Origin of the sequence: Bordetella ansorpii (assembly GCF_900078705.1) — a bacterium.
Taxonomy (GTDB): Bacteria; Pseudomonadota; Gammaproteobacteria; order Burkholderiales; family Burkholderiaceae_B; genus Bordetella; species Bordetella ansorpii_A.
Genome location: NZ_FKIF01000010.1, coordinates 318577 through 340275, shown reverse-complemented (window position 1 = coordinate 340275; position 21699 = coordinate 318577). Strand labels below are relative to the sequence as shown.

Here is a 21699-nt window from a genome sequence, read left to right as displayed (position 1 = left end):
GGCGAGCCTTAAAGAACACATCGCCGCCCACGGGGCCGCTCTGCGCGGTCTCGTGGGCGGCGATGTCTTTGGGGCCCGGTGCCTCTTACTTGAAGCTTTCCGGATCCGGCCCAAGGCGGCCGCTGTCCGGAATGCCGTCGATGGCGGCCATCTCGTCGGCCGACAGCTCGAAACCGAAGACGTCGAGATTGGCGCGGATGCGTTCCGGCGTCACCGACTTGGGAATCGCGATCAGGCCGTTCTGGATGTGCCATCGCAGCGTGACCTGGGCGGGCGTCTTGCCATGCTTGCGGGCGATGCCGGCGATGGTCTCGTCGTGCAGCGCGCCGCCCTGGCCCAGCGGGCTCCAGGACTCGGTGGCGATGCCGTGTTCGGCATGGAAGGCGCGCAGTTCGCGCTGGGTGAAGCCAGGATGCAGCTCGATCTGGTTCACGGCGGGCACCACGCCGGTTTCGTCGATCAGGCGTTGCAGAGCCGCCTGCGTGAAATTGGATACGCCGATCGAACGCGCACGCCCGTCTTCCTTCATGGCCACCATGGCGCGCCAGGCATCGACGAAACGGTCGCTGCCGGCCACGGGCCAGTGGATCAGGTACAAGTCGACGTAAGCCAGGCCGAGCTTCTGCAGGCTTTCGTCCATCGCGCGCTGGGCATCGTCGTAGCCGTGCTTGTCGTTCCACAGCTTGGTGGTGACGAACAGGTCTTTGCGGCCCACGCGCGCCGCGCGCAGCCCCTCGCCCACGCCCGGTTCGTTGCCGTAGATGGCCGCGGTGTCGATCGAGCGGTAGCCCGCCGCCAGGGCCTCCTGGACAGCCGCGCTGGCCTGGTCGTTCGGAACCTGCCAGACGCCGAACCCCAACTGGGGCATCGCATTGCCATCGTTCAACTTGAATACGGGGACTTGCGCCATACAACCTCCCTGAAAATCGTGTTGCCGCACCAAGAACGGCGCCAGGGCCGCAAGAGCGCTTATTGCCGGCCCGGACGTTCTGCGCGAGAGTCTGATGAATGCCATGCGGGACGGCGTCATCGCATGATGGCGCTATCCGGCAGGATGACAGGCCTGTATAGCATAATGCGTGCCGCATCGGCCTCACGGGCTTGTCACGCCCCTTGAAACAGTCATGAGCAAATCCGACAATCCCGCCCCGCAGGGCCGCCTCGCCACCCTGAAACCCCTGCTGCCCTATCTGTGGCCCAAGGGCCGCAAAGACCTGCGCTGGCGCGTCGTGGCGGCCGTGCTCGCCCTGCTGGCCGCGCAGATCGCCCAGGTCTACGTGCCCATCCTGTACAAGCACGCGGTCGACCACCTGGGCGGGCCGCAGCCCAACGGGCTGGTCACGGTGCCGCTGGGCATCATCCTGGGCTATGGCGCGGCCCGGGTGCTGTCCCTGCTGTTCTCCGAATTGCGCGATGCCATCTTCGCCAAGGTCGGCCAGCACGCCATCCGTGCGGTGGCGCTGCAGGTTTTCCAGCACCTGCATGCGCTGGCGCTGCGCTTTCACCTGGCGCGCCAGACGGGCGGCCTGACGCGCGCCATCGAACGCGGCACCAAGGGCATCCAGACGCTGCTGTCCTACCTCCTGTTCAGCATCCTGCCCACTTTTTTCCAGATCGCGCTGGTCTGCGTGATCCTGTGGCGCATGTTCGACATCTGGCTGGCCCTGGCGACCGCCGGCACGGTCACGCTGTACCTGGCCTACACGCTGGCGGTGACCGAATGGCGCACCAAGTTCCGCCGCCAGATGAACGACACCGACTCCGAGGCCAACACCAAGGCCATCGAGAGCCTGCTGAACTACGAGACCGTGAAGTACTTCGGCAACGAAGCCCACGAAGCCGCCCGCTTCGACGCCTCGCTGCAGCGCTACGAACGCGCCGCCGTGCGCAGCCAGGTCAGCCTGTCCATCCTGAACGTCGGCCAGGCGCTCATCATCTCGATCGGCCTGACCGTGGTGATGGCGATGGCCGCCCAGGGCATCGCCGATGGCCGGCACACGCTGGGCGACTTCGTGCTGGTCAATACCTACCTGCTGCAGCTGTACCAGCCGCTGAACTTCTTCGGCTTCATCTACCGGGAGATCAAGCAGGCGCTGGTCGACATGGAAAGCATGTTCACGCTGCTGGGCCAACAGCGTGAAGTGGCCGATGCCCCCGGCGCGCGGCCCCTGAAGGCGGACGGCGCCGCGCTGGAGTTCCGCGACGTGCATTTCGGCTACGACCCGCGCCGTCCCATCCTGAAGGGCGTCAGCTTCAGCGTGCCGGCCGGCAGGACCGTGGCCGTGGTGGGCGCCTCCGGCGCGGGCAAATCCACGCTGGCGCGCCTGGTGTTCCGCTTCTACGACGTGGACTCGGGCGCCATCCTGATCGATGGCCAGGACATCCGCCAGGTCACGCAGTCCAGCGTGCGCGCGGCCATCGGCGTGGTGCCGCAGGACACCGTGCTGTTCAACGACACCATCCACTACAACATCGGCTATGGCCGTCCCGGCGCCACCGACGCGGACATCGAGGAGGCCGCGCGCCTGGCGCACATCCACGCGCACATCCTGTCCATGCCGGACGGCTACCGCACGGTGGTGGGCGAACGCGGCCTGAAGCTGTCGGGCGGCGAAAAACAGCGCGTGGCCATTGCCCGCACCATCCTGAAGAACCCGGCGATCTTCCTGTTCGACGAGGCGACCAGCGCCCTGGACACCCACACCGAGCGCGAGATCCAGGCCAACCTGCGCGAAGTCAGCAGAGGCCGAACCACGCTGATCATCGCCCACCGCCTGTCCACCATCGCCGATGCCGACGAGATCCTGGTCATGGGCGACGGGCGCATCGTCGAACGCGGCAGGCACCACGACCTGCTGGCGCAGGGCGGCGTCTATGCGGGATTGTGGGCACGCCAGCAGGAGTCGTCGCGCGTGGCGGACGACGCCTGAAACGCAGCTACTGCGGCAAGGGGTCGGGCAGGCCGTCGGGGTCGACCGACCGAACCGCCGCCAGCGCATTGCGCGCCGCGGACATCGCTTCGATCGTGTTCCGGAAACGGCGCGACGTGAATATCTCGAACACCTGGGCGTCTGCCTCGCCCGCTACCGCCCTGGTTTCGATGAACGCCCGGGCGGGAATGCCACCTTGGGGGTGCGTGGCGTAGGCCACCACGTTGAAACCATCAAGCACTTTCGATGACATGCTGGTATCCCATCTTGCGCGCCATGCAAGGGCGCAACAAGCCGATAACGGCGGGAAAACCCACAGGCTTAAGAGGGTTAATGCGCCATCCCTTGCCGGCGCCATCGAGCAGCGGGTTCAGGGGGCCAGACGAAAACCCATGTCGAACCCCCACCGATCGGTCTCGCGCAGCCACTTGGATTCGCAACGCACGCAACGGAAGTGCTCCACGCGGTTGTTCTCGCGGCCTTGCTGCGTGGGGCTGGTGAACCCCTGATAACCCAGTTCGCCATGCGGCGAGACGCCGGACAGGCCGGCAGTGATGGACCGGCACGCTGGACACATGACACTCATGACTTTCCCCCGACAATTGCGTGTAACCAACGAATTGTAAGGGGTTTCGTCAAATCCGAACGCCCTGCCGTGGTACGAATGCGTCACTTCCCTATGAGAAGTGACTTATTTCGCAAGAGTTTCAAGCACGTTTTCCAGTGCCTCGTAACACGTCGAAAGGTGATATGGCGTCGTCGCGGGCATATCGGCGCGCGCCAATTCCCCATCGGGCCGCAGCACTTCGCGCCAGCCGGTGTCGTGCAGAAAACGGGCGCGGAACTGCGCCAACTGCCCGGCAAGCGCCGGATAGTCTCCCACCAGCGCCAGATAGCGGGCGTATTCGGTCTGCGCCCAGATACGCTGCAGGGGATCGCGCACCTGGCCCGCCGGATCCAGCGCGGCGCATACCCCCGCCGTCGACCCGTCGACCCCCTGCCCGCGCGCCCACAGGCTGCCGCGCGGCATGGCCAGCGTCAGGCTCAGGCCGTCATAGACCTGCGGCGCGGACTGCAGCAGGGCCATCCATTCGAACTGGTGGCCGGGCTCGATGCGATTGCCCGCCGTGCCCAGCGGCAGCTCGGCGATGCACTGGGTGCGCGCGTCCAGATGCCGGCCCGCGACGTCGTCGGCGATGTCGCGCAGCTTCTGCGCGAACCAGGCCGGCTCGGCCACGCGCGCCGCGGCCAGATAGGCCTCGGTCAGGTGCATGACGGGATTCTGTTCCGGGCCGCGCAGGGCCACGCCAGCGGCGCTCAGCGCGGCATCGTAGCCTCCGTCGGGCCGGCGAAAGCGCGCTTCCACCGCTTGCGTCGTGGACAGCATGGCCTTGCGCGCGCGCGGATCGCGCGTGCGCCCGAAATACACGGCACTGGCGAAGATCACGAACGCGTAGGTGTAGAGGTCTTGGGTGGTATCGAGCGGGCGCGCCTCGGCATCCACGCTGAAACGCCAGTTGCCCGACGCCGTATCGTGGAAATGGCGCAGCAGGCCGTCGAACAGCAACGTGGCATGCGCGGCGGCGGCCTGCCCCGGCGCGCGGGCATGCACATAGAGCTGGCGTGCGCACGCCATCGCACGATAGCGTTCATCGGGCAGCGGCACGCCCTCCTGGGAGATCGCCTCGTGCGGCAACCCCAGCACGGCATTGAAGCCCGCTTGCCGCCATTGCGGCAGGACCACGTCATCGAGATGTCGGCGCAGTGCGTGTACGGTGTCGGCCAGGGCGTGAGGCATGAAATCGTCGGAATACGGAGAACCCGCACGCCGCCGGCCTGACCGCATGACGGTCCGGCCGGCGAGCGGCTGGCGCAACGATAACCCGAAACGCCGCAGCCAACGGCACGCGGCTAGCGGCGCAGCGTCATCGATAGACGTTTTCCTGCAGCCAATCCATCGCAAAGGATTCGGCGCGCTCTCGCGCCTCGTCCAGGGATGCGCAGGCCCCGAGATAGGAAAACGCGGCGTCGACTTCGGTGCCGCCTTCGGCCGTGACGGTCAACAGTACGCCGTAGCCGCCAGTGTCCATGGCGGCGGTGGAAACGTCGATCAGAACTTCCTGGTCATGATGCTGCATGGCGCCCTCCCAGTCGGTTGCTTATAAGAAAGAGACGCGTGACTCGTTCCACGCGACGTCAGCGGGCAGCGTACACCCCGCTTTTGTCAGGATAAGACAAGGCTGGTGCCTTGGAGTTCATCATGCGATGACAAAATGGCTACAGGCCCATTTCAGTGGATTCCGCGCGACAAACCGCGATGGCTCGCGGGCCGTGCCTGGCGCTTACCGCAGATGGATGGCGGCCGGATCCGCCATGCGCAGCGACAGCCGGCCTTTGTCCGTCAGGCCATACCCGCCCTCGACCGGCTCGATGCACCGCAGGATCTGCAAGGCGTCGGCGACATGCCGCGGGATGTCCCGAGCCACGGCGGCGCGGGTCTCGGCGGTGTCCGCCGCGGAGATGGCGCCGAGCCAGGAAGCCAATTCACCTTGCTGGATGCGGGCGGTGGTCATAGGTGCGTTGCCAGAAGCCGGATACGGAAAGCCCGACAATAGCACGCACGCCCCGGCCCGCCCTCGAAAGACAAGCCCGCGGCCGCAATGGCGCCGCGGGCTCGAGGTCAGGACATGGAGCGGTCGCTCGGGCGTCCCTGGCGGATCGGGATCGGCGCCGGACGCAGCATGCGCTGGCGTATCAGTTGCGCGATGCGCGGTCCCAGGATCGTCACGCCGGCCATCAAGACCAGCCAGAAACCGAGGAATTGAATGAACGTCATGAACAGGGGATCCATCGTCGTCACCTTCTCGTCGTGTGGTTACTGGGGAGCCCCTTGCACCGGAGTGTGCGTCTTGCGGGGACATGGCTGCATCCTACGTGCGGCCCGGGGCGGCGGGAATGGCTTTCCGGGACTCGGTTACAAGAACCATTTTTTTGACGGATTCATGACGCAAGGGGGATTTCCCTGAGGGAACAACAAGTGGGCAGGTGATGGGCAGTGACATCGGATCGGCGCCGGGATTGCCCGCGCAGCCTTGCGCGGCAAGGGTTTGCGCAGGATGCGAGGTGGGCGGCTGCGCGCGGACGCCACGGGTTCGGCTGATACATATGGGATACAGCGGGCAAAGAATTGCGCGAGGCGTGTTTCCATCCTGGAGCCACGGAAACAGGGTCGCATCGGAAGACTGAAGCCATGCACGACGGCCAGAAGCAAGAATTTTTGAGATTTTTGGAAAAAAGTGCCGGGTCAGTTTGACAAGCAGCTTTTTCTTCCGCTATACTCTTTTTCTTTCGGGGCGTAGCGCAGCCTGGTAGCGCACTTGCATGGGGTGCAAGGGGTCGCGAGTTCGAATCCCGCCGTCCCGACCAGCAATACCGAGGCCGTTAGTGATAGCAATCACTAACGGCCTTGTTCTTTTGCCCGGCATTTTTGCGCGCCTCCCGCGCCTCTTCGACGAAGGCTTCCAGGGCCGCTCCCTCTATCCGTCGCCGGGATCCGGCTCGCATCTTTGCCCGATGGGCGGGTCCGTGGGGGCGTGGTGAGTTGTAACGGCCAGCGCCGTTGGCGTGCCCGGCCAGGGCTTTCCTTGCTCTTCAGGAACGAATTCGAAGAAGGACCCGGCGCGCAGGACGCCAAGTATCCCATCGCAGCGTCTGGCCCCCGGCAAATCATCTGCGATCCAGCAGCAACCGCCCCCCTCGCCAGCGACCTTTGGGCGCATGGGCCGACGCGGCGCGGCACGATTATCCGTCCGCGTCTTGCGGCCAACCTGCTGTCGACCGATGGGAGGGTGAAGTCGAAGGATGCGGCGCCCCGCGCTCACGTGGACGTCTGGCAGCGGCCACATGGCCCGAATGACGTTCCCGGCGGGGTTGCAGCCGGGAAATCGAGAAATTGGCGTCAGGCGGCTCGAGAACGGCCGCCCTTGCCCTTATCACCGCAAGGGATCAGCCCCGCGGCGTCTGCCGGCTTTCCGCCAGCGCCAGGGCCTCGCCCAGCATCATCGAGATGCCGCCCAGCTCGGCGCGCAGCGATTGCATCTCCGCGGCGCTCAGGCGCACGGCGGCTTCGGGGTCATGCGCGGCGGCGTCGCGCACGTCGCCCAGGCGATTGCGGGCGCCGCTGATGGTGAAGCCCTGCTCGTACAGCAGCGAACGGATCTTGCGGATCAGCAGCACTTCGTGATGCTGGTAGTAGCGGCGGTTGCCGCGCCGCTTGACCGGCTTGAGCTGCGTGAATTCCTGCTCCCAGTAGCGCAGCACGTGCGGCTTGACCCCGCACAGGTCGCTGACCTCACCGATGGTGAAGTAACGCTTGGCGGGAATGGGGGGAAGGACGACGGCGGTGGTTTCGGGACGGGTCATAGAGGGATTTTATGCCGCTGATTCCTTGGGGATCGATGACAATTGCCGACAAAGCGTATCACTAGGCCTGAAAAGCGCCGGGCGCTGCCGCAAGCGGAGATACAGGCATCAAGCCGAAGCGTCCGGGTCCGGGTCGGATTCGGCCACGGGCGGGGCTTGCTCGACCACGCCCTTCAATTTCTGGCTCGCATGGAACGTGACCACGCGGCGCGCCGCGATGGGGATGGTCTCGCCGGTCTTGGGGTTGCGGCCAGGACGCGGCGGTTTGTCGCGCACCTGGAAATTGCCGAAACCCGAGAGCTTGACGGCATCGCCGCGCGCCAGCGCCTCACGGATTTCCTCGAAGAACGTATCGACGATGTCCTTGGCCTCGCGCTTGTTCAGGCCGACCCGCTCGAAGAGCAGTTCGGCCAACTCGGCCTTGGTCAGTGTGCGCGGTTCGGCAATCAAAGCGGTCCCCATGATCAATCGCGCAGGCGTGCGCCGTGAGCGGCGGCCAGCGCATCGCGGATACGTGCCAGGCAGTCGGAGACGCGAGCCTCGTCCAGCGTGACCTCAGTGTCCTGTAGCCAGAAACGGAAGGCAAGGCTTTTCTCGGCCGGCGCGGGCTGGCCGGCCTGCGTCTTCTCGCGCCACACGTCGAACAGGCGCACCTCCTGCACCACGGCCAGTTGGGCGTCGGCCCGCACGGTGGCCAGGACGGTGTCCAGCAGCGCCTGGGCCGGCGTGGCGGCGGCCACCCACAGCGCCAGGTCGCGCACCACCACGGGCTGGCGCGACAGTTCGCGCACCTGCGGCAGACGGCCGGCCTGCAAGGCATCGACATCCAGCTCGAACACCACCGTCGCATGCGCCAGCTCGGCCTGCTGCGCCAGGCGCGGATGCAGCTCGCCCAGCCAGCCGATGGCGTGGCCATCGAGCTCGATGCGGGCGCCACGGCCCGGATGCAGCGCGGGATGGCTGTCGGCAATGAAACGCAGGCCAGCGGCGCGCGCGCCGAACAGCGCCTCGACGTCCATCTTGACGTCGTAGAAATCGACCTGGCGCACCGGCTCGGCCCACTGCTCGGCCACGGCCGGGCCCCAGGCGGCGCCCGACAGTTTCAGGGGCTGGGTGAGACCGGCCACGGCCAGCTCGCCGTCGGCGGCGCCGGCATCGCGCTGGAACACGCGGCCCAGTTCGAACAGGCGCACGCGCGACTGCTTGCGGTTGGCGTTGTGGCGGACGATGGCGACCAGGCCGGCGATCAGGCTCGAACGCATCACCGACAGATGGCTGGCGATGGGGTTGACCAGGCGCACGGGATTCTCGTTGCCCGCGTAGTCGCGTTCCCAGGTGGCTTCGACGAAGCTGTAGTTGACCACTTCCTGGTAATCGCGCGCGGCCACCTGGCGGCGCAGGCCGTGCAGGCTGGGGCGGGTCTCCGGCTGCGCGTGCATCTTGGCGCGCGCCATCGGCGGCACGCTGGGGATGCGCTCGAAACCATGGATGCGCGCCACTTCCTCGATCAGGTCTTCCTCGATGACCAGGTCGAAGCGGTAGGTGGGCGGCTGCACCACGAAATCGTCACCCTCGCGGGTGAAAGGCAGGCCCAGGCGCGTGAAGATCTGCGCCACTTCCTCGGCGGACACGGTCACGCCCAGCACGCGGTGGCAGCGCGCCAGGCGCATGCGCACGGGTTCGCGGGTGGGCAGGTTGACGATCTGGTCGTCCAGGGGGCCGACCTGGCCGCCGCAGATGTCGACGATCAGGCGCGTGATGCGCTCGATGTGGTCGGGAATGCTGTCGTAGTCGACGCCGCGCTCGAAGCGGTGGCTGGCGTCGGTGCTGAACTTGTAGCGGCGCGCGCGGCCGGCGATGGCCTCGGGCCACCAGAAGGCGGCCTCGAGGTAGATGTTCCGGGTGTCCAGCGTGACGGACGTGGACTCGCCGCCCATGATGCCCGCCAGGCTCTCGACCTGGTCGCCGGCGCTGATGACGCCGACGCGCTCGTCCAGCGCGATGGTCTGGCCGTTGAGCAGTTCCAGCGACTCGCCGGTGCGGCCCCAGCGCACGGTCAGTTCGCCGGACACCTTGTCCAGGTCGAACACGTGGGTGGGACGGCCCAGTTCGAGCATGACGTAGTTCGAGATGTCGACCAGCGCCGAGATGGAACGCTGGCCGGCGCGCTCGAGGCGGCCGCGCATCCAGTCGGGCGTGGCCGCGCGGGCGTTGACGCCGCGGATGACGCGGCCGGCGAAACGGCCGCACAGGTCGGGCGCCTGAACGTTGACCTTCAGGCGGTCATCGATGGAAGGTGCCACGGGCTCGAGGGCCGGCAGCGCCAGCGGCAGGCCCGACAACGCGGACACTTCGCGCGCCACGCCCACCATCGACAGGCAGTCGGCGCGGTTGGGCGTGAGCTTGAGCGTGAAGACGGTGTCGTCCAGGTCGAGCGCCTGGCGGATGTCCTGGCCCGGCGTCAGCGTGTCGGGCAGCAGCATCAGGCCGGCGTGATCTTGCGACAGGCCCAGTTCGCGCGCCGAGCACAGCATGCCCGACGATTGCACGCCGCGCATCCTGGCCACGCCGATCTTCATGCCACCAGGCAGTTCGGCGCCCACGCGCGCCAGCGGCACGGTGATGCCGGCCGCGGCATTGGGCGCGCCGCAGACGATCTGCAGCAACTGGCCCGAACCATCGTCGACCTGACAGACGCGCAGCTTGTCGGCATCGGGATGCGGGGCGATCTCGGCGATGCGGGCCACCACCACGCCGGAAAACGGCGGCGCGGCGGGCACGGCGTCCTCGACTTCGAGGCCGGCCATGGTGAGCTGGTGCGCCAGCTCGTCGGAGGAGATCGGAGGATTGACCAGCGAACGCAGCCAGGATTCGGGGATTTGCATGTCAGTTTTCCAGGGCGCTTGCGCGCCATCCAGACAAATTCAAGTCAACAACGTCGGCACCACAACCAACACCACTCAGAAGAACCTCGGGCACCGCGGACAGCACGGATCCGGCTTTGCCGGTCCGTAGCTGTCGCCCCCCTTGGGGGGCGCGCGCAGCGCGTAGGGGGGGCTACTGATTAAATTGGCGCAGGAAGCGCAGGTCGCCTTCGTAGAATTGGCGCAGGTCGTTCACGCCGTAACGCAGCATGGTCAGGCGTTCGAGGCCCGAGCCGAAGGCAAAGCCGATGTAGCGCTCCGGATCCAGCCCGAAGTTGCGCACCACCTGCGGATGCACCTGGCCCGACCCCGAGATTTCCAGCCAGCGGCCGCGGTTGGGACCGGACGTGAACATCATGTCGATCTCGGCCGAGGGCTCGGTGAACGGGAAGAACGACGGGCGGAACCGCACCACCAGGTCGTCGCTTTCGAAGAAGCAGCGCAGGAAGTCGGTGTACACGCCCTTCAGGTCGGCGAAGGAGATGTCCTCGGCGATCCACAGGCCTTCGACCTGGTGGAACATCGGCGAGTGCGTGGCGTCGCTGTCCACGCGATAGGTGCGGCCCGGGGCGATGACCTTGATGGGCGGCTGGTGCATGCGGGCGTAACGCACCTGCATGGGGCTGGTGTGCGTGCGCAGCAGCAGCGGCAGGCCGTCGGCGTCCTGCATGTCGACGTAGAACGTGTCCTGCATGGACCGCGCGGGGTGGTCAAGCGGATTGTTCAACGCCGTGAAGTTGGTCCAGTCGTTCTCGACTTCGGGGCCGTCGGCCACGTCGAAACCGATGGAGCGGAAGATCTCTTCGACGCGTTCCCAGGTGCGGATGACCGGGTGGATGCCCCCCACGGCCTTGCCGCGGCCCGGCAGCGTGACGTCGATGGTCTCGGATGCCAGGCGGGCATCGAGCTCGGCCTGCGCCAGCGCGGCGCGGCGGGCGGTGAGCAGCCCTTCGATGCGCTGCTTGGCCTGGTTGATCCGGGCCCCCATCTCGCGCTTGGCGTCGGGATCGAGCTTGCCCAGGCCTTTCAGAAGCACCGTCAGGGCGCCCTCCTTGCCGAGGAAACGCGCCTTGGCGTTCTCGAGCGAAGCGGCATCGGCCGAAGCGGCGAAACGTTCGTCTGCCTGGGAAACCAGGTCGTCGAGCTCTTGAGTCATGGCGTATAACAGCCTTCAAAACGCAAACGGGGCCATGACAGCCCCGTTTGCAAGCGCGATGCGCGATAGATGCGCGATCAGGCGGCCAAAGCGGCCTTGGCTTGCTGGACAATGGCGGCGAAGCCGGCCTTGTCGCGGACGGCCAGGTCGGCCAGGACCTTGCGGTCGAGTTCGATCGCTGCCTTCTTCAGGCCGGCGATGAACACGCTGTAGCTCAGGCCCTGTTCACGCACGGCGGCGTTGATACGGGTGATCCACAGGGCGCGGAAGGTGCGCTTCTTGTTGCGGCGATCGCGGTAGGCGTATTGGCCAGCGCGCATGACCGCTTGCTTGGCGATACGGAAAACATTACCACGGCGGCCACGGTAACCCTTGGCGGCCTTGATGACTTTCTTGTGACGTGCGCGGGCAGTTACGCCGCGTTTGACGCGAGGCATATATGATCTCCTATCAAGCGAACGGCATCATCGCCTTGACGGAGGCGACGTTGGTTTCGTGGACCGCTGCGGAACCGCGCAGTTGGCGCTTGTTCTTGGTGGTCTTCTTGGTCAGGATGTGACGCTTGAACGCCTGACCGCGCTTGATCGATCCGCTGCCGCGAACCTGAAAGCGCTTGGAAGCGCTTTTCTTGGTTTTCATCTTGGGCATGATGATTCCATTCTTGGACGTGTTGATGTTGCATGGCGGACAGGTGCTTGCGATCGTGCGCCAACCCCGGATTGCCCGGGAGCCGTTGCCAAGCAGGAGATGAACCCCGCCCGTATCTTTCGATACCTGAACACAAAACTTGTAGACCCGCGCCACTTCTAGGGGTAACTACTTTATGAACTACCGGCACTGCCGTACTGGTGCTGCCCGGCACTGCCGATGTTCCCCGGACGAATCCGGAAAAGCCCTTGATTATATGGCATTTTTATCCCGCGTGTCGACCGGCTGAGCGAAAAGAAACGGATCGGCCATCGGGCCGCCCTGCGCCTGGGCCCTACCACCTCACGCCAAGACCGGTGCCGAAGATGGATTCGTTGATGGATTCGCGTGAACTGCTCACCTGGTTGCGGGCGTATTTCGCATAGAGGGACAGCCAGCTGTTGAGGTTGTATCTGGCCCCCATCTCGCCCGATACGGAGACCTGGGCGGCGCCGCCGAAGGGCCGCGTCAGCTCGCCCCGCGCATAGATCTCGTACTGTTTGCCGCTGAAATACTTCAGGTAGTCCCACCGCAGGCTGGCGGCGTAGCTGTTGTCGCTGCCGCCATCGTCATAGCCGTAGTGAACCCGGCCGAAGAGCGCCGACATCGAGAAGGCGCCCCGCTCGTCGTCCCAGAACTGATAGCCGGGCCCCGTGCCATAGCCCGTCTGGCGATTCAGATCCTCCACCCAGTCGCGCCGATGCAACACCCGCCCCTGCCAGAATGCCTGCTCGGACAGGAAACGGTCCAGCGTGTAGTCGACGCCGTAGTTGTTGGTGTTGACGCTGTCCTCTTCCTTGCTGCGCGCATAGTTGGCCGTCAAGGCGTGCCGCCACAGGCCATGGCGCAGGCCGGCCTGCACCGCGGCGGAATAATCCTGCGTTTCGGTCGAAGCGGTCTTGCGATTGGCGGCGACGTCGACGCGCCCCGTCCACAGGGCGTCGGTCAGGAACGGGCGCGGCCGTACCAGGCCATCCAACGAAGACAGCGGCAGCTGGCGGTCCACCGGTTCGGACGCCCCGTCCTCGGTCACCACGCCACGCACCACGACCGCGCCCGGATTGGCCGCCGCCAGGCTGGCGCGGTATTCGCGGCCGAAGGTCTGGTCCCGCAGGACCAGGTCGCCTTCCGTCTGCAAGGTCTTGATCTTGTCCGCCGCGATGCGGACATCGCCGCCGTAATCAGTGCTGATGAGCAACTTGCCCGCGTCCAGCGAACGCACCGTGCCGGAGATGCGGTCGCCATTCTTCAGCCACACCGTATCGGCGTGCGCGGCGCCGGCCAGCAGGCACAGCATGGCGGAAAAGGGCAGCCTGGCGGCGATGAGATTCCTGTACGGCATGAACGTCCCTGGTCTGGCTGCGAAACGGACCATCCTAGAGAATTGCTGCGGCGCAAACAACGCTCGCAGTGTTGCCCCTTGTGTCAGGACGTTCGGCAAGGGGCCCCGCCGGCCCGGTGTCGGGTACCATACCCGCACATCCGCCCTGCCCGCCGCGGCCCCTTGGAACAAGCCCGTTTTCCGCCCATGAGCGTCAAGACCGCGCTGCGAGTCATAGAAATCATCGAAATCTACGCGCGCGAGAAACGGCCGCTGTCGCTCTCCGAGCTGGCGCGCCTGTCCGACGTGCCGGTGTCCAGTTGCCTGGCGCTGATCCGCACCCTGACCAACCTGGGCTATCTGTATGAAACCGGGCGGCGCCAGGGCTACTACCCCACGTCGCGCCTGCTGGCCATGGCGCAGTCCATCGCCCGCGCCGATCCGGTGCTGGATCGCGTCTATCCGCGCCTGTCGGCGCTGCGCGAGGCCACCCAGGAAACCGTGGTGTTCGCCAAGCTGGACGGCGAAGGCCGGGTGGTCTATCTGGATGTGCTGGATTCGCCGCACACCATCCGCTACGTGGCGATGGCCGGGGAATTCCGCGAGGCGCACGCCAATTCGCTCGGCAAGGCCCTGCTGTCGACGTTGCCCCCCGAGGCACGCCAGGCGCTGCTGGCGCGCCGGCCCATGACCCGCTACAACGAGCGCACGCTGGTGACGGTGGAAGCGATCGAGGCCGAACTGGCGCATTCCCTGCAACGGGGCTGGTTCGCCAACATCGGCGAATCCATCCAGGACGTGGGCGCGGTGGCGTGGCCCGTGAACCTGTCGGGCGAACACTACGCCATGTCGATCGGCGGACCCGTGCAGCGCATCGAGCCGCGCCAGCACGAATACGCCGAATTGCTGCGGCAGGCCGGCTCCCTGCTGGAAAATCCGGCGGGCTGAACGGGCGTCCCGGCAGCCCGGGATCCGCGGCGCGCGCCGGCCCGGAGCCTCTTCAGTAAGAGCGCGGCAGCCCCAGCACCTTCTCGGCGATGAAGCACATGATCAGTTGCGGGCTGACCGGCGCGATGCGCGGGATGTAGCTTTCGCGCAGCAGGCGCTCGACGTGGTATTCCTTGGCATAGCCCATGCCGCCCAGCGTCAGGATGGCGGTCTGGCAGGCGTTGTGGCCGGCTTCCGCGGCCAGGTACTTGCCCGCGTTGGCGCTGGGCGCGCACGGCAGGCCGGCGTCGTACTGGGTGGCGGCGCGCATCACCATCAGGTTGGCGGCCTCCAGCTGCATCCAGACCTGGGCCAGCGGATGCTGGATGCCCTGGTTCTGGCCGATGGGCCGGCCGAACACCACGCGCTCGCCGGCATAGCGCACCGCGCGGTCCAGCGCGGCGCGGCCCAGGCCGACGGCCTCCGCGCCGATCAGGATGCGCTCCGGATTCAGGCCATGCAGGATGTACTCGAAGCCCTTGCCCTCTTCGCCGATGCGGTCCGATTCGGCAATGCGCAGGCCATCGATGAACAGCATGTTCGAGTCCACGGCCTTGCGGCCCATTTTCTCGATCTCGCGCACTTCCACGCGCGAGCGGTCCAGGTCGGTGTAGAACAGCGACAGCCCCTGCGTGGGCTTGGAGACGTCCGCCAGCGGCGTGGTGCGCGCCAGCAGCAGCATCTTGTCGGCCACCTGCGCGGTCGAGATCCAGATCTTGCGGCCATGCACCACGTAGCCGCCCTCCACGCGTTCGGCGCGGGTGGACAGCCGCGTGGTGTCCAGGCCGGCATCCGGTTCGGTGACGGCGAAACAGGCCTTGTGCCTGCCCTCGATCAGGGGCGGCAGCCAGCGGCCGCGCTGCTCGTCCGTGCCGAACACCACCACGGGGTTCAGGCCGAAGATGTTCATGTGCACGGCGGACGCGCCGGTGAAGCCCGCCCCCGAGGCCGCGATCGACTGCATCATCAGCGCGGCCTCGGTCATGCCCATGCCGGCGCCGCCGTATTCCTGCGGCATGGCGATGCCCAGCCAGCCATCGCGCGCCAGGTCGGCGTGGAACTCGTGCGGAAACGCGCCGTCGCGGTCGCGCGCCAGCCAGTATTCGTCGGGATAGCGGGCGCACACGCGCCCGATCGCATCGCACAGCGCGGACTGGTCCGCGGAAAGCTCGAAATCCATCAGGTCTCCCCGGAGATGGTGACATGTTCGGCAATCAGGCGGTCGATGGCCGTGTCGTCGAACCCCGCTTCGCGCAGGATCTCGCGGCCATGCTCGCCCAGGCGCGGCGCGGGACGGCGCAGCGCGGTCGGTGTGTCGGCGTAGCGTCCCAGGGGGGCGGGGGTGCGCAGCCTGCCCTCGGTGGGATGGTCGACGCTGCGCACGAAATCGGTGGCGCGCATGTGCTCGTCGGCCATCAGGTCTTCGACCGAATACAGCGGCGCGGCCGGGATGTCGGCGCGCGCCAGTTCCTGCAGCCACTGCGCGGTGGAGCGCGTACGGATGATCCCGGCCACGTAGGCGTAGACCTCGCCGATGTGCGCGGCGCGCGCGGTGTGGGTGCAAAAGCGCGGATCCTGCAGCAGCCCGGGCTGGCCGATCAGCGTGAAGAAGGCGCGCCAGTGCTTGTCGTTGTAGATCAGCAGCGACAGGTAGCCGTCGGAAGTGGCGTAGGGCCGGCGATGCTCGGCCAGCAGGCGCGCATAGCCGGTGGGCCCCATCGGCGGATCGAAGGTCGCCCCGCCCAGGTGGTCGCCCAGCACCATGTGGGCCATGCCCTCGAACATGGGCATCTCGATCGCCTGGCCCCGGCCGTGCCCACGCGCATGCAGCACGCCGGCCAGCAGCGCGATCGCCACGTTCAGCCCGACGCTGCGGTCGGCCAGGGTCAGCGGCGCATAGCGCGGCACGTCCGAGCCCTGCCGCACCGACAGGTCGCCCAGGCCGGCCAGGCCCTGGATGAGGTCGTCATAGGCGGGCCGGCCCGCGTACGGGCCGGCTTCGCTGAAGCCATAGGCGCCCACGTACACGATGCGCGGATTCACCGCCGCCACCGCTTCGTACGACAGGCCCAGGCGCGCCATCGCCCGCGGGCGGATGTTGTAGAGCAGCGCGTCGCAGTCCGCGGCCAGCCGCAGGCAGGCGTCGCGGCCCGCGGACGTCTTCAGGTCCAGCACCAGCGAACGCTTGTTGCGGTTCAGGTGCAGGTGCAGGTGGCCCATGCCGGGATTGCGCATGGGGCCGACGGCGCGCAGGTTGTCGCCGGCGGGAGGCTCGACCTTGATGACGTCGGCGCCCAGGTCGCCGAGCATCTGCGTGGCATAAGGCCCCATCACGACGGTACTGAGGTCCAGCACGCGCAGGCCGGCCAAGGGGCCTGCGGCCTGCGCGGCCGGGTCGAAGCGGGAATCGGAAGGTTGCGTCATTCGGGTTGGATGCCGGCGTCGCGCACCAGTTTGCCCCACAGGTCGAGCTGCTGGCGGACGAAGGCGCCGAATTCCTGCGGCGTGCCGCTGAAGGCGTCGAAGCCCAGGTCGGCCAGGCGCTTGCGCATCTCGGGCTTGGCCACGATCTGGTTGATGGCCTGGTTGAGCCTGGCCACGACTTCCGGCGGCATGCCCGCCGGGCCGAAGTAGCCGTTCCAGGAGTTCAGGTCGAAATTGGGCACGCCGGCCTCGCGCATCGACGGCAGGTCGGGCACGATCTTGCTGCGTTCGGCGGTGGACACGGCCAGGGCGCGCAACTGGCCCGATTGCACGAACGGCATGCCGGACGTGAGATCGGTGAACATGAAGTCGACCTGCCCGCCCACCACGTCGGTCAGCGCCTGCGGCGTGCCCTTGTAGGGAATGTGCAGCATGTCGGTCTTGGTCTGGTGCGCCAGCGTGGCGCCGGCCACGATGCCCGTGCTGTTGCCGCTGGCGTAGGTGACCTTGCCGGGATTCTTGCGCGCGTAGTCGACCAGCTCCTGCACGTTCCTGTACGGCCGCTTGGGATTGACCACCAGCATGAACGGCAGATTGCCGCCGCGCGCGATGGGCGTGAAATCCTTGATGGGATCGTACGGAATGCTCTTCATCAGCCACGGCGCGGCCGAATGCGAGGTGTTCGTGGTGACGAACAGCGTGTAGCCGTCCGGCTTGGCGCGCGCCACCAGATTGCCCGCGATGGTGGAGTTGGCGCCCGGCCGGTTCTCCACCACGACGGGCTGGCCCAGGATGGCGCCCAGCTCGCCCGCGAAGATGCGGCCCACGGCGTCGGTGCCCGCCCCCGCAGGGAACGGCACGACCAGCGTGATGGGACGCGAGGGATAGTTGTCGGCGGCCATGGCGGGCGCCGCGGCGCACAGCCCGGCGACGGCCAGGACGGCCGCCCCCAGGAAGGATCGGAATTGCTGCATGGTTTTGTCTCCTGTCGTTATAGGGATATGGGCCCATGCCGATCGGGACGCCGGCGCGGGCAGGCATGCGGGCCATCCATGGCGCGCCGGCCTGAGCCCGCGTCCCGATGGCACGGCGCCTCGGCGCCGCTCAGGCAGCGCCGCGGATCACCCGGTCGGGCGATTCTTCGTACGGCGGCGTGTAGATCACCAGCAGGCGGGCCGGGGTATCGCTGGTCACCGTGAACACGTGCGGAATGTCGGGCGGGAAATAACAGCAGTCGCCCGGCTGCATGTCGGCGGACTCGTCGCCCACCTGCGCGCGCGCCGTACCCGCCAGCAGATAGCAGACCTGTTCGATGCCGGGGTGCGCATGGGGCAACGCGCCGCTGCCCTTCTCGATCACGCCCAGCAGCACCTCGACGTGCTTGGAACCGACGTTGGCGGGGCCGATGAGGCGGCGGTTGAGCGTGCCGGTGTGGTTGGCGGGATGGTAGCCAGGCACGTCGGCCTCGCGCACCAGCCACGAGGGGGTCGTGGTCATGCTGTCTCCGTTTTTCGCGTGTATGAAAAACATTTTCGTATACGGAAAATAAAAATGCAATGCACGGCATCCCGCCGTCGAGGATGGCCCCGCTTCCCGGGGTGCAAAGGCGGGGACGGCTTGCGCTGGACAGCGCCATCCTTCCCGCACGGCCCGCCGCCAATGCCGCCGGCGAAGGCGACAGGCGGGCAGAGCCGCTGCCCTGTGGCCTAATGGCGGTTCCGGCGGAAAGACGAACATGCAGACACGATGGACCTGAACGACGCATTGAGCCGCTTCGAGCGGTTTCCCCTGCTGGACGGCCCCACGCCCATCCAGCGCCTGTCTAGGTTGGAAAGCCGCCTGGGCAGCCCGATCCGGATCCACGTCAAACGCGACGACCTGATGGGCGTCGGCTTGGGCGGCAACAAGCTGCGCAAGCTGGAGTTCCTGGTCGGGCAGGCGCTTGCCCAAGGGTGCGACACTTTCATCACCACGGGCGGGTTGCAGTCCAACCACGCCCGGCTGACGGCGGCCGCCTCGGCGCGGGCGGGCCTGGCCTGCGAGCTGGTGCTGGCCGACATGGTGGCGTACGAAGACGAGGCCTACGCCCACAACGGCAACGTGCTGCTGGACCAACTGTTCGGCGCCGCGGTGCACCGGGTCGCGCGGGACGCCGATCCGCTGCTCGCGGCCCGGCAGCGCGCGGGCGAACTGCAACGCCAGGGCCGCAAGGCCTACGTGGTGGGCCTGGGTGGATCGTCTCCCTTGGGCGCACTGGGCTATGTGGCCTGCGCGGCGGAACTGCTGCAACAGGAACGGGCCATGGAGACCCGCTTCTCGCGCATCGTGATTCCCACGGGCAGCTTCGGCACGCACGCGGGCCTGCTGGCCGGGCTGCAGTGGCTGGGCGGCGATGCGCGGCGCGTGCGGGGATACACCATCCTGGCGCGGCAGGACGTGGCGAGGCAACGCACGGCCAGCCTGGTGGAAGCGATCTTCTCGCAGTTGCGGCGCCCGGGCGCGCTCGATGCCGACGCGATCGATGTCACCGACTCGCAGTTGGGGCCGGGATATGGATTGCCGACGCCGGCCATGATCGATGCCGTGCGCCTGCTGGCCCGCACGGAAGGCCTGGTGCTGGATCCTGTGTACAGCGGCAAGGCGTTCGCGGGCCTGCTCGCATCGATTCGCGCCGGAGAATTCGCGGCGGGCGGCTCGGTGCTGTTCATCATGACGGGCGGATCGCCGGGGGTGTACGCGTATCGGAGCACGCTGGAAAACCAGGGCTGAATCATCGCGCAGAATCACCCCTGGCCCGGTACCCGCGCGATCACACCGACGCCCGCCGATACTGCACGGCCTCGGCCACATGCCGCGTATCGATCTCGTGCGCCCCGTCCAGATCCGCCAGCGTGCGCGCCACCCGCAAGGCACGGTGCAAGGCGCGCGCCGAACCATCCAATTTACGGATGGCCTGCTGCAGGAGATTGCGCGCCGCCTGCGGCATCGGGCAATGCCGTTCGAGCTCCGCGCCTTGCAGCGCGGCATTGGGCTTGTCCTGCCGGGCCATCTGGCGCTCGCGACAACGCACCACGCGCATCCGCACCACCGACGAAGGCTCGCCCGGCGGCTCGTCCAGCCAGTGCAGGTCCGCGGGTGGAATGGCCAGGTGCAGGTCGATGCGATCCAGCAAGGGTCCGGATATCTTGCCCGCATAGCGCTGCACCTGATCCGGACTGCAACGGCACGGCCGCGTGGGGTGGCCCCGCCATCCGCAGGGGCAGGGATTCATGGCCGCCACCAATTGAAACCGCGCGGGATACTCGACCTGATGCAAGGCGCGCGAGATGGCGACCCTGCCCGTCTCCAAGGGCTCGCGCAAGGACTCCAGTGCTTTTCTGCCGAACTCCGGGAGTTCGTCGAGGAAGAGCACTCCCCGGTGGGCCAGGCTGATCTCCCCCGGCCTCGGTTTGCTGCCGCCGCCCACCAATGCCGTCGCCGAGACGGTGTGGTGCGGCGCGCGCAGCGGCGGTTGTCCCAATGGCAACACGCCGCCCGCCAGCGCGGCCAACGCGGCGGCCTCCAGCGCATGCGTCACGGACATCGGCGGCAGCAATCCCGGCAGGCGCTGCGCCAGCATGCTCTTGCCCGCCCCCGGCGGCCCGACCATCAGCAGGCTATGGGCGCCCGCCGCGCAGACTTCCAACGCCCGCCGCGCCGCGGGCTGGCCGCGCACATCCGACAGGCAGGGCATGTCCGGCGCGGCGGGCCAGGCTGCCGGTTGCGCGGCCGGCAACGCCGAGGCGCCGGCCAGATGCGCCGCCACCTCGGCCAGCGTCCGCGCGGACAGCACCCGCACGCCCGGCACCCAGGCCGCGATCTCCGCGCTGCCCGTGGGCAGCACCAGCACGGCCCCGGGCCGCTCGCGGGCCACGGCCAACGCCAACGGCAATGGGGATGCCACCGGCACCAGCGCGCCGGTCAGGGACAACTCCCCCGCCAGCACGATGTCCGCCAATGCATGCGCCGGCATACTTGCCGCAAGCGTGAGTTGGCCGGAGGCCAGCAGCAGTCCCAGCGCGATGGGCAGGTCGAAACGCGCCGACGCCTTGGGCAGGTCGGCGGGCGACAGATTGACGGTGATGCGCCCCGGCGGAAACTCGAAGCCGCTGTTGGCCAGCGCCGCGCGCACGCGTTCGCGGCTTTCACGCACCTCCGTATCCGGCAAGCCCACGACGCTGAACGACGGCAACCCCGTGCCCAGGTGGGTTTCCACGCGCACGGCGGGCGCTTCCAGGCCGGACAGGGCGCGGCTGGCGAATACGGCTAGGGTCATGGATGGCCTGCTCGATGGATGACGAGCGGGCCAGTATGGGCAATTGTGGCCGGCCGCGCCGGGCGCCGAGAGACAGAAACGTCACCCAGGCCCGCCCCGGCGAGGCGGCGGACGAAACGTCGGCATTTTTTTGCATTGACATATCGGGAAATTCCGATACGATAGCGCCATGGACCTGCTCGAAGTATTCAAAGCCCTGTCGAACCGTACCCGTCTTCAGATCCTGCAAGGCCTGAAGGATCCGGTGAACAATTTCCCTCCGCAAGACGAAGGGGATGTTCTGACGGTCGGTGTCTGCGTCAGCAGCATCCAGGAAGGGGTCGGGCTGTCGCAGTCGACGGTGTCCGATTACCTTGCGACCTTGCAACGGGCGGGCCTGGTCGAAGTCCGGCGCATCGGCCAGTGGACCTACTACAAGCGGAACGAGGCCACCATCAGCGCGCTTACCGAGCTCATAGGCAAAGAGCTTTGATCGTCAGCGCCTTCCCAGCGCTTTTTATCAACCTGTTAAATCGATAATTCCCGATATCCCT

The 21699-nt window shown here is 67.2% G+C and carries 23 protein-coding genes and 1 tRNA gene; 5 read left to right on the top strand and 19 right to left on the bottom strand.

The window, feature by feature from the left end:
• Positions 1-85: 85 nt before the first annotated feature.
• Positions 86-910, bottom strand: a complete 825-nt coding sequence (locus A6745_RS25895; RefSeq protein WP_066133930.1) for an aldo/keto reductase — start codon at positions 908-910, stop codon at positions 86-88.
• Positions 911-1124: 214 nt separating this feature from the next.
• Here A6745_RS25895 and A6745_RS25890 point away from each other — a divergent pair, with 214 nt between their 5' ends.
• Positions 1125-2930, top strand: a complete 1806-nt coding sequence (locus A6745_RS25890) for an ABCB family ABC transporter ATP-binding protein/permease (RefSeq protein WP_066133927.1) — start codon at positions 1125-1127, stop codon at positions 2928-2930.
• A 7-nt stretch (positions 2931-2937) separates the two neighbouring features.
• Here A6745_RS25890 and A6745_RS25885 read toward each other — a convergent pair whose 3' ends face one another.
• From A6745_RS25885 to A6745_RS28865, 6 genes are all read right to left on the bottom strand, one after another.
• Complete coding sequence (locus A6745_RS25885) at positions 2938-3183, bottom strand: hypothetical protein (RefSeq protein WP_066133924.1); 246 nt, start codon at positions 3181-3183, stop codon at positions 2938-2940.
• A 117-nt stretch (positions 3184-3300) separates the two neighbouring features.
• Positions 3301-3516: a hypothetical protein gene (locus A6745_RS25880; protein WP_066133921.1), complete on the bottom strand. Its 216-nt coding sequence runs from the start codon at positions 3514-3516 to the stop codon at positions 3301-3303.
• Between the two features lie 105 nt (positions 3517-3621).
• Positions 3622-4728 carry an AGE family epimerase/isomerase gene (locus A6745_RS25875; protein ID WP_066133918.1) on the bottom strand — a complete coding sequence of 369 codons (1107 nt, stop codon included), beginning with the start codon at positions 4726-4728 and terminating at the stop codon, positions 3622-3624.
• A gap of 127 nt (positions 4729-4855) precedes the next feature.
• Positions 4856-5068, bottom strand: a complete 213-nt coding sequence (locus A6745_RS25870) for a hypothetical protein (RefSeq protein WP_066133917.1) — start codon at positions 5066-5068, stop codon at positions 4856-4858.
• A 204-nt stretch (positions 5069-5272) separates the two neighbouring features.
• Complete coding sequence (locus A6745_RS25865) at positions 5273-5503, bottom strand: hypothetical protein (protein ID WP_066133915.1); 231 nt, start codon at positions 5501-5503, stop codon at positions 5273-5275.
• Positions 5504-5610: 107 nt separating this feature from the next.
• Positions 5611-5766, bottom strand: coding sequence for a hypothetical protein (locus A6745_RS28865; protein ID WP_156513550.1), 156 nt, complete (start codon positions 5764-5766; stop codon positions 5611-5613).
• A gap of 513 nt (positions 5767-6279) precedes the next feature.
• Between A6745_RS28865 and A6745_RS25860 the strand changes: the two genes are divergently transcribed.
• Positions 6280-6356 (top strand) — tRNA-Pro (locus tag A6745_RS25860).
• Positions 6357-6935: 579 nt separating this feature from the next.
• On the opposite strand, the gene A6745_RS25855 is transcribed toward A6745_RS25860, so the two are convergent.
• From A6745_RS25855 to A6745_RS25825, 7 genes are all read right to left on the bottom strand, one after another.
• On the bottom strand, positions 6936-7352 hold the full coding sequence (locus A6745_RS25855; RefSeq protein ID WP_066133911.1) for a MerR family transcriptional regulator: 417 nt from the start codon (positions 7350-7352) through the stop codon (positions 6936-6938).
• Between the two features lie 108 nt (positions 7353-7460).
• Entirely contained in the window at positions 7461-7814 is a 354-nt protein-coding gene (locus A6745_RS25850) for an integration host factor subunit alpha (RefSeq protein WP_066133904.1), read from the bottom strand.
• Positions 7815-7816: 2 nt separating this feature from the next.
• Positions 7817-10237 carry a phenylalanine--tRNA ligase subunit beta gene (pheT, locus tag A6745_RS25845; protein WP_066133902.1) on the bottom strand — a complete coding sequence of 807 codons (2421 nt, stop codon included), beginning with the start codon at positions 10235-10237 and terminating at the stop codon, positions 7817-7819.
• A gap of 172 nt (positions 10238-10409) precedes the next feature.
• Entirely contained in the window at positions 10410-11432 is a 1023-nt protein-coding gene (gene pheS / locus A6745_RS25840) for a phenylalanine--tRNA ligase subunit alpha (RefSeq protein ID WP_066133899.1), read from the bottom strand.
• A gap of 77 nt (positions 11433-11509) precedes the next feature.
• On the bottom strand, positions 11510-11869 hold the full coding sequence (gene rplT, locus A6745_RS25835; protein WP_066133896.1) for a 50S ribosomal protein L20: 360 nt from the start codon (positions 11867-11869) through the stop codon (positions 11510-11512).
• 13 nt (positions 11870-11882) lie between these two features.
• A complete protein-coding gene (gene rpmI / locus A6745_RS25830) occupies positions 11883-12080 on the bottom strand; it encodes a 50S ribosomal protein L35 (protein WP_012249552.1) in 198 nt (65 codons plus the stop codon).
• 334 nt (positions 12081-12414) lie between these two features.
• Positions 12415-13461 carry a DUF481 domain-containing protein gene (locus A6745_RS25825; protein WP_197488237.1) on the bottom strand — a complete coding sequence of 349 codons (1047 nt, stop codon included), beginning with the start codon at positions 13459-13461 and terminating at the stop codon, positions 12415-12417.
• 186 nt (positions 13462-13647) lie between these two features.
• On the opposite strand from A6745_RS25825, the gene A6745_RS25820 reads away from it, so the two are divergent.
• The gene (locus A6745_RS25820; RefSeq protein ID WP_066133892.1) at positions 13648-14388 is read left to right on the top strand and encodes an IclR family transcriptional regulator; all 741 of its coding nucleotides are present in this window, start codon (positions 13648-13650) and stop codon (positions 14386-14388) included.
• Between the two features lie 52 nt (positions 14389-14440).
• Here the strand turns inward: A6745_RS25820 and A6745_RS25815 are convergent, their stop codons facing one another.
• The 4 genes from A6745_RS25815 to A6745_RS25800 all read right to left on the bottom strand — a co-directional run bounded on the left by A6745_RS25815 (position 14441) and on the right by A6745_RS25800 (position 18348).
• Positions 14441-15607 (bottom strand): acyl-CoA dehydrogenase family protein, encoded by a 1167-nt coding sequence (locus A6745_RS25815; RefSeq protein ID WP_066133890.1) that lies wholly within the window; start codon positions 15605-15607, stop codon positions 14441-14443.
• Positions 15607-16851 (bottom strand): CaiB/BaiF CoA transferase family protein, encoded by a 1245-nt coding sequence (locus A6745_RS25810; RefSeq protein ID WP_066133887.1) that lies wholly within the window; start codon positions 16849-16851, stop codon positions 15607-15609. The genes A6745_RS25815 and A6745_RS25810 overlap by 1 nt, the downstream gene beginning before the upstream one ends.
• Positions 16848-17825 (bottom strand): Bug family tripartite tricarboxylate transporter substrate binding protein, encoded by a 978-nt coding sequence (locus A6745_RS25805; protein ID WP_066133886.1) that lies wholly within the window; start codon positions 17823-17825, stop codon positions 16848-16850. The genes A6745_RS25810 and A6745_RS25805 overlap by 4 nt, the downstream gene beginning before the upstream one ends.
• 130 nt (positions 17826-17955) lie before the next feature.
• Positions 17956-18348 (bottom strand): cupin domain-containing protein, encoded by a 393-nt coding sequence (locus A6745_RS25800; protein ID WP_066133883.1) that lies wholly within the window; start codon positions 18346-18348, stop codon positions 17956-17958.
• Positions 18349-18597: 249 nt separating this feature from the next.
• Here A6745_RS25800 and A6745_RS25795 point away from each other — a divergent pair, with 249 nt between their 5' ends.
• Positions 18598-19620 carry a D-cysteine desulfhydrase family protein gene (locus A6745_RS25795; RefSeq protein WP_197488236.1) on the top strand — a complete coding sequence of 341 codons (1023 nt, stop codon included), beginning with the start codon at positions 18598-18600 and terminating at the stop codon, positions 19618-19620.
• 40 nt (positions 19621-19660) lie between these two features.
• Here the strand turns inward: A6745_RS25795 and A6745_RS25790 are convergent, their stop codons facing one another.
• Positions 19661-21166, bottom strand: coding sequence for a YifB family Mg chelatase-like AAA ATPase (locus A6745_RS25790; RefSeq protein WP_066133882.1), 1506 nt, complete (start codon positions 21164-21166; stop codon positions 19661-19663).
• Positions 21167-21335: 169 nt separating this feature from the next.
• On the opposite strand from A6745_RS25790, the gene A6745_RS25785 reads away from it, so the two are divergent.
• Positions 21336-21638: an ArsR/SmtB family transcription factor gene (locus tag A6745_RS25785; protein WP_066133879.1), complete on the top strand. Its 303-nt coding sequence runs from the start codon at positions 21336-21338 to the stop codon at positions 21636-21638.
• The last annotated feature ends 61 nt before the right edge of the window (positions 21639-21699 follow it).

What these genes read in the sequence shown, in the direction of transcription:
- A6745_RS25890 (WP_066133927.1), top strand. Translation starts at nt 1,125, where the DNA reads ATGAGCAAATCCGACAATCCCGCCCCGCAGGGCCGCCTCGCCACCCTG.
- pheS (WP_066133899.1), bottom strand. Translation starts at nt 11,432, where the DNA reads ATGACTCAAGAGCTCGACGACCTGGTTTCCCAGGCAGACGAACGTTTC.
- A6745_RS25795 (WP_197488236.1), top strand. Translation starts at nt 18,598, where the DNA reads ATGGACCTGAACGACGCATTGAGCCGCTTCGAGCGGTTTCCCCTGCTG.
- A6745_RS25785 (WP_066133879.1), top strand. Translation starts at nt 21,336, where the DNA reads ATGGACCTGCTCGAAGTATTCAAAGCCCTGTCGAACCGTACCCGTCTT.
- A6745_RS25850 (WP_066133904.1), bottom strand. Translation starts at nt 7,814, where the DNA reads ATGGGGACCGCTTTGATTGCCGAACCGCGCACACTGACCAAGGCCGAG.
- A6745_RS25885 (WP_066133924.1), bottom strand. Translation starts at nt 3,183, where the DNA reads ATGTCATCGAAAGTGCTTGATGGTTTCAACGTGGTGGCCTACGCCACG.
- pheT (WP_066133902.1), bottom strand. Translation starts at nt 10,237, where the DNA reads ATGCAAATCCCCGAATCCTGGCTGCGTTCGCTGGTCAATCCTCCGATC.
- A6745_RS25825 (WP_197488237.1), bottom strand. Translation starts at nt 13,461, where the DNA reads ATGCCGTACAGGAATCTCATCGCCGCCAGGCTGCCCTTTTCCGCCATG.
- rplT (WP_066133896.1), bottom strand. Translation starts at nt 11,869, where the DNA reads ATGCCTCGCGTCAAACGCGGCGTAACTGCCCGCGCACGTCACAAGAAA.
- A6745_RS25810 (WP_066133887.1), bottom strand. Translation starts at nt 16,851, where the DNA reads ATGACGCAACCTTCCGATTCCCGCTTCGACCCGGCCGCGCAGGCCGCA.
- A6745_RS25895 (WP_066133930.1), bottom strand. Translation starts at nt 910, where the DNA reads ATGGCGCAAGTCCCCGTATTCAAGTTGAACGATGGCAATGCGATGCCC.
- A6745_RS25820 (WP_066133892.1), top strand. Translation starts at nt 13,648, where the DNA reads ATGAGCGTCAAGACCGCGCTGCGAGTCATAGAAATCATCGAAATCTAC.
- A6745_RS25855 (WP_066133911.1), bottom strand. Translation starts at nt 7,352, where the DNA reads ATGACCCGTCCCGAAACCACCGCCGTCGTCCTTCCCCCCATTCCCGCC.
- A6745_RS25870 (WP_066133917.1), bottom strand. Translation starts at nt 5,068, where the DNA reads ATGCAGCATCATGACCAGGAAGTTCTGATCGACGTTTCCACCGCCGCC.
- A6745_RS25805 (WP_066133886.1), bottom strand. Translation starts at nt 17,825, where the DNA reads ATGCAGCAATTCCGATCCTTCCTGGGGGCGGCCGTCCTGGCCGTCGCC.
- A6745_RS25865 (WP_066133915.1), bottom strand. Translation starts at nt 5,503, where the DNA reads ATGACCACCGCCCGCATCCAGCAAGGTGAATTGGCTTCCTGGCTCGGC.
- A6745_RS25790 (WP_066133882.1), bottom strand. Translation starts at nt 21,166, where the DNA reads ATGACCCTAGCCGTATTCGCCAGCCGCGCCCTGTCCGGCCTGGAAGCG.
- rpmI (WP_012249552.1), bottom strand. Translation starts at nt 12,080, where the DNA reads ATGCCCAAGATGAAAACCAAGAAAAGCGCTTCCAAGCGCTTTCAGGTT.
- A6745_RS28865 (WP_156513550.1), bottom strand. Translation starts at nt 5,766, where the DNA reads ATGACGTTCATTCAATTCCTCGGTTTCTGGCTGGTCTTGATGGCCGGC.
- A6745_RS25815 (WP_066133890.1), bottom strand. Translation starts at nt 15,607, where the DNA reads ATGGATTTCGAGCTTTCCGCGGACCAGTCCGCGCTGTGCGATGCGATC.
- A6745_RS25800 (WP_066133883.1), bottom strand. Translation starts at nt 18,348, where the DNA reads ATGACCACGACCCCCTCGTGGCTGGTGCGCGAGGCCGACGTGCCTGGC.
- A6745_RS25875 (WP_066133918.1), bottom strand. Translation starts at nt 4,728, where the DNA reads ATGCCTCACGCCCTGGCCGACACCGTACACGCACTGCGCCGACATCTC.
- A6745_RS25880 (WP_066133921.1), bottom strand. Translation starts at nt 3,516, where the DNA reads ATGAGTGTCATGTGTCCAGCGTGCCGGTCCATCACTGCCGGCCTGTCC.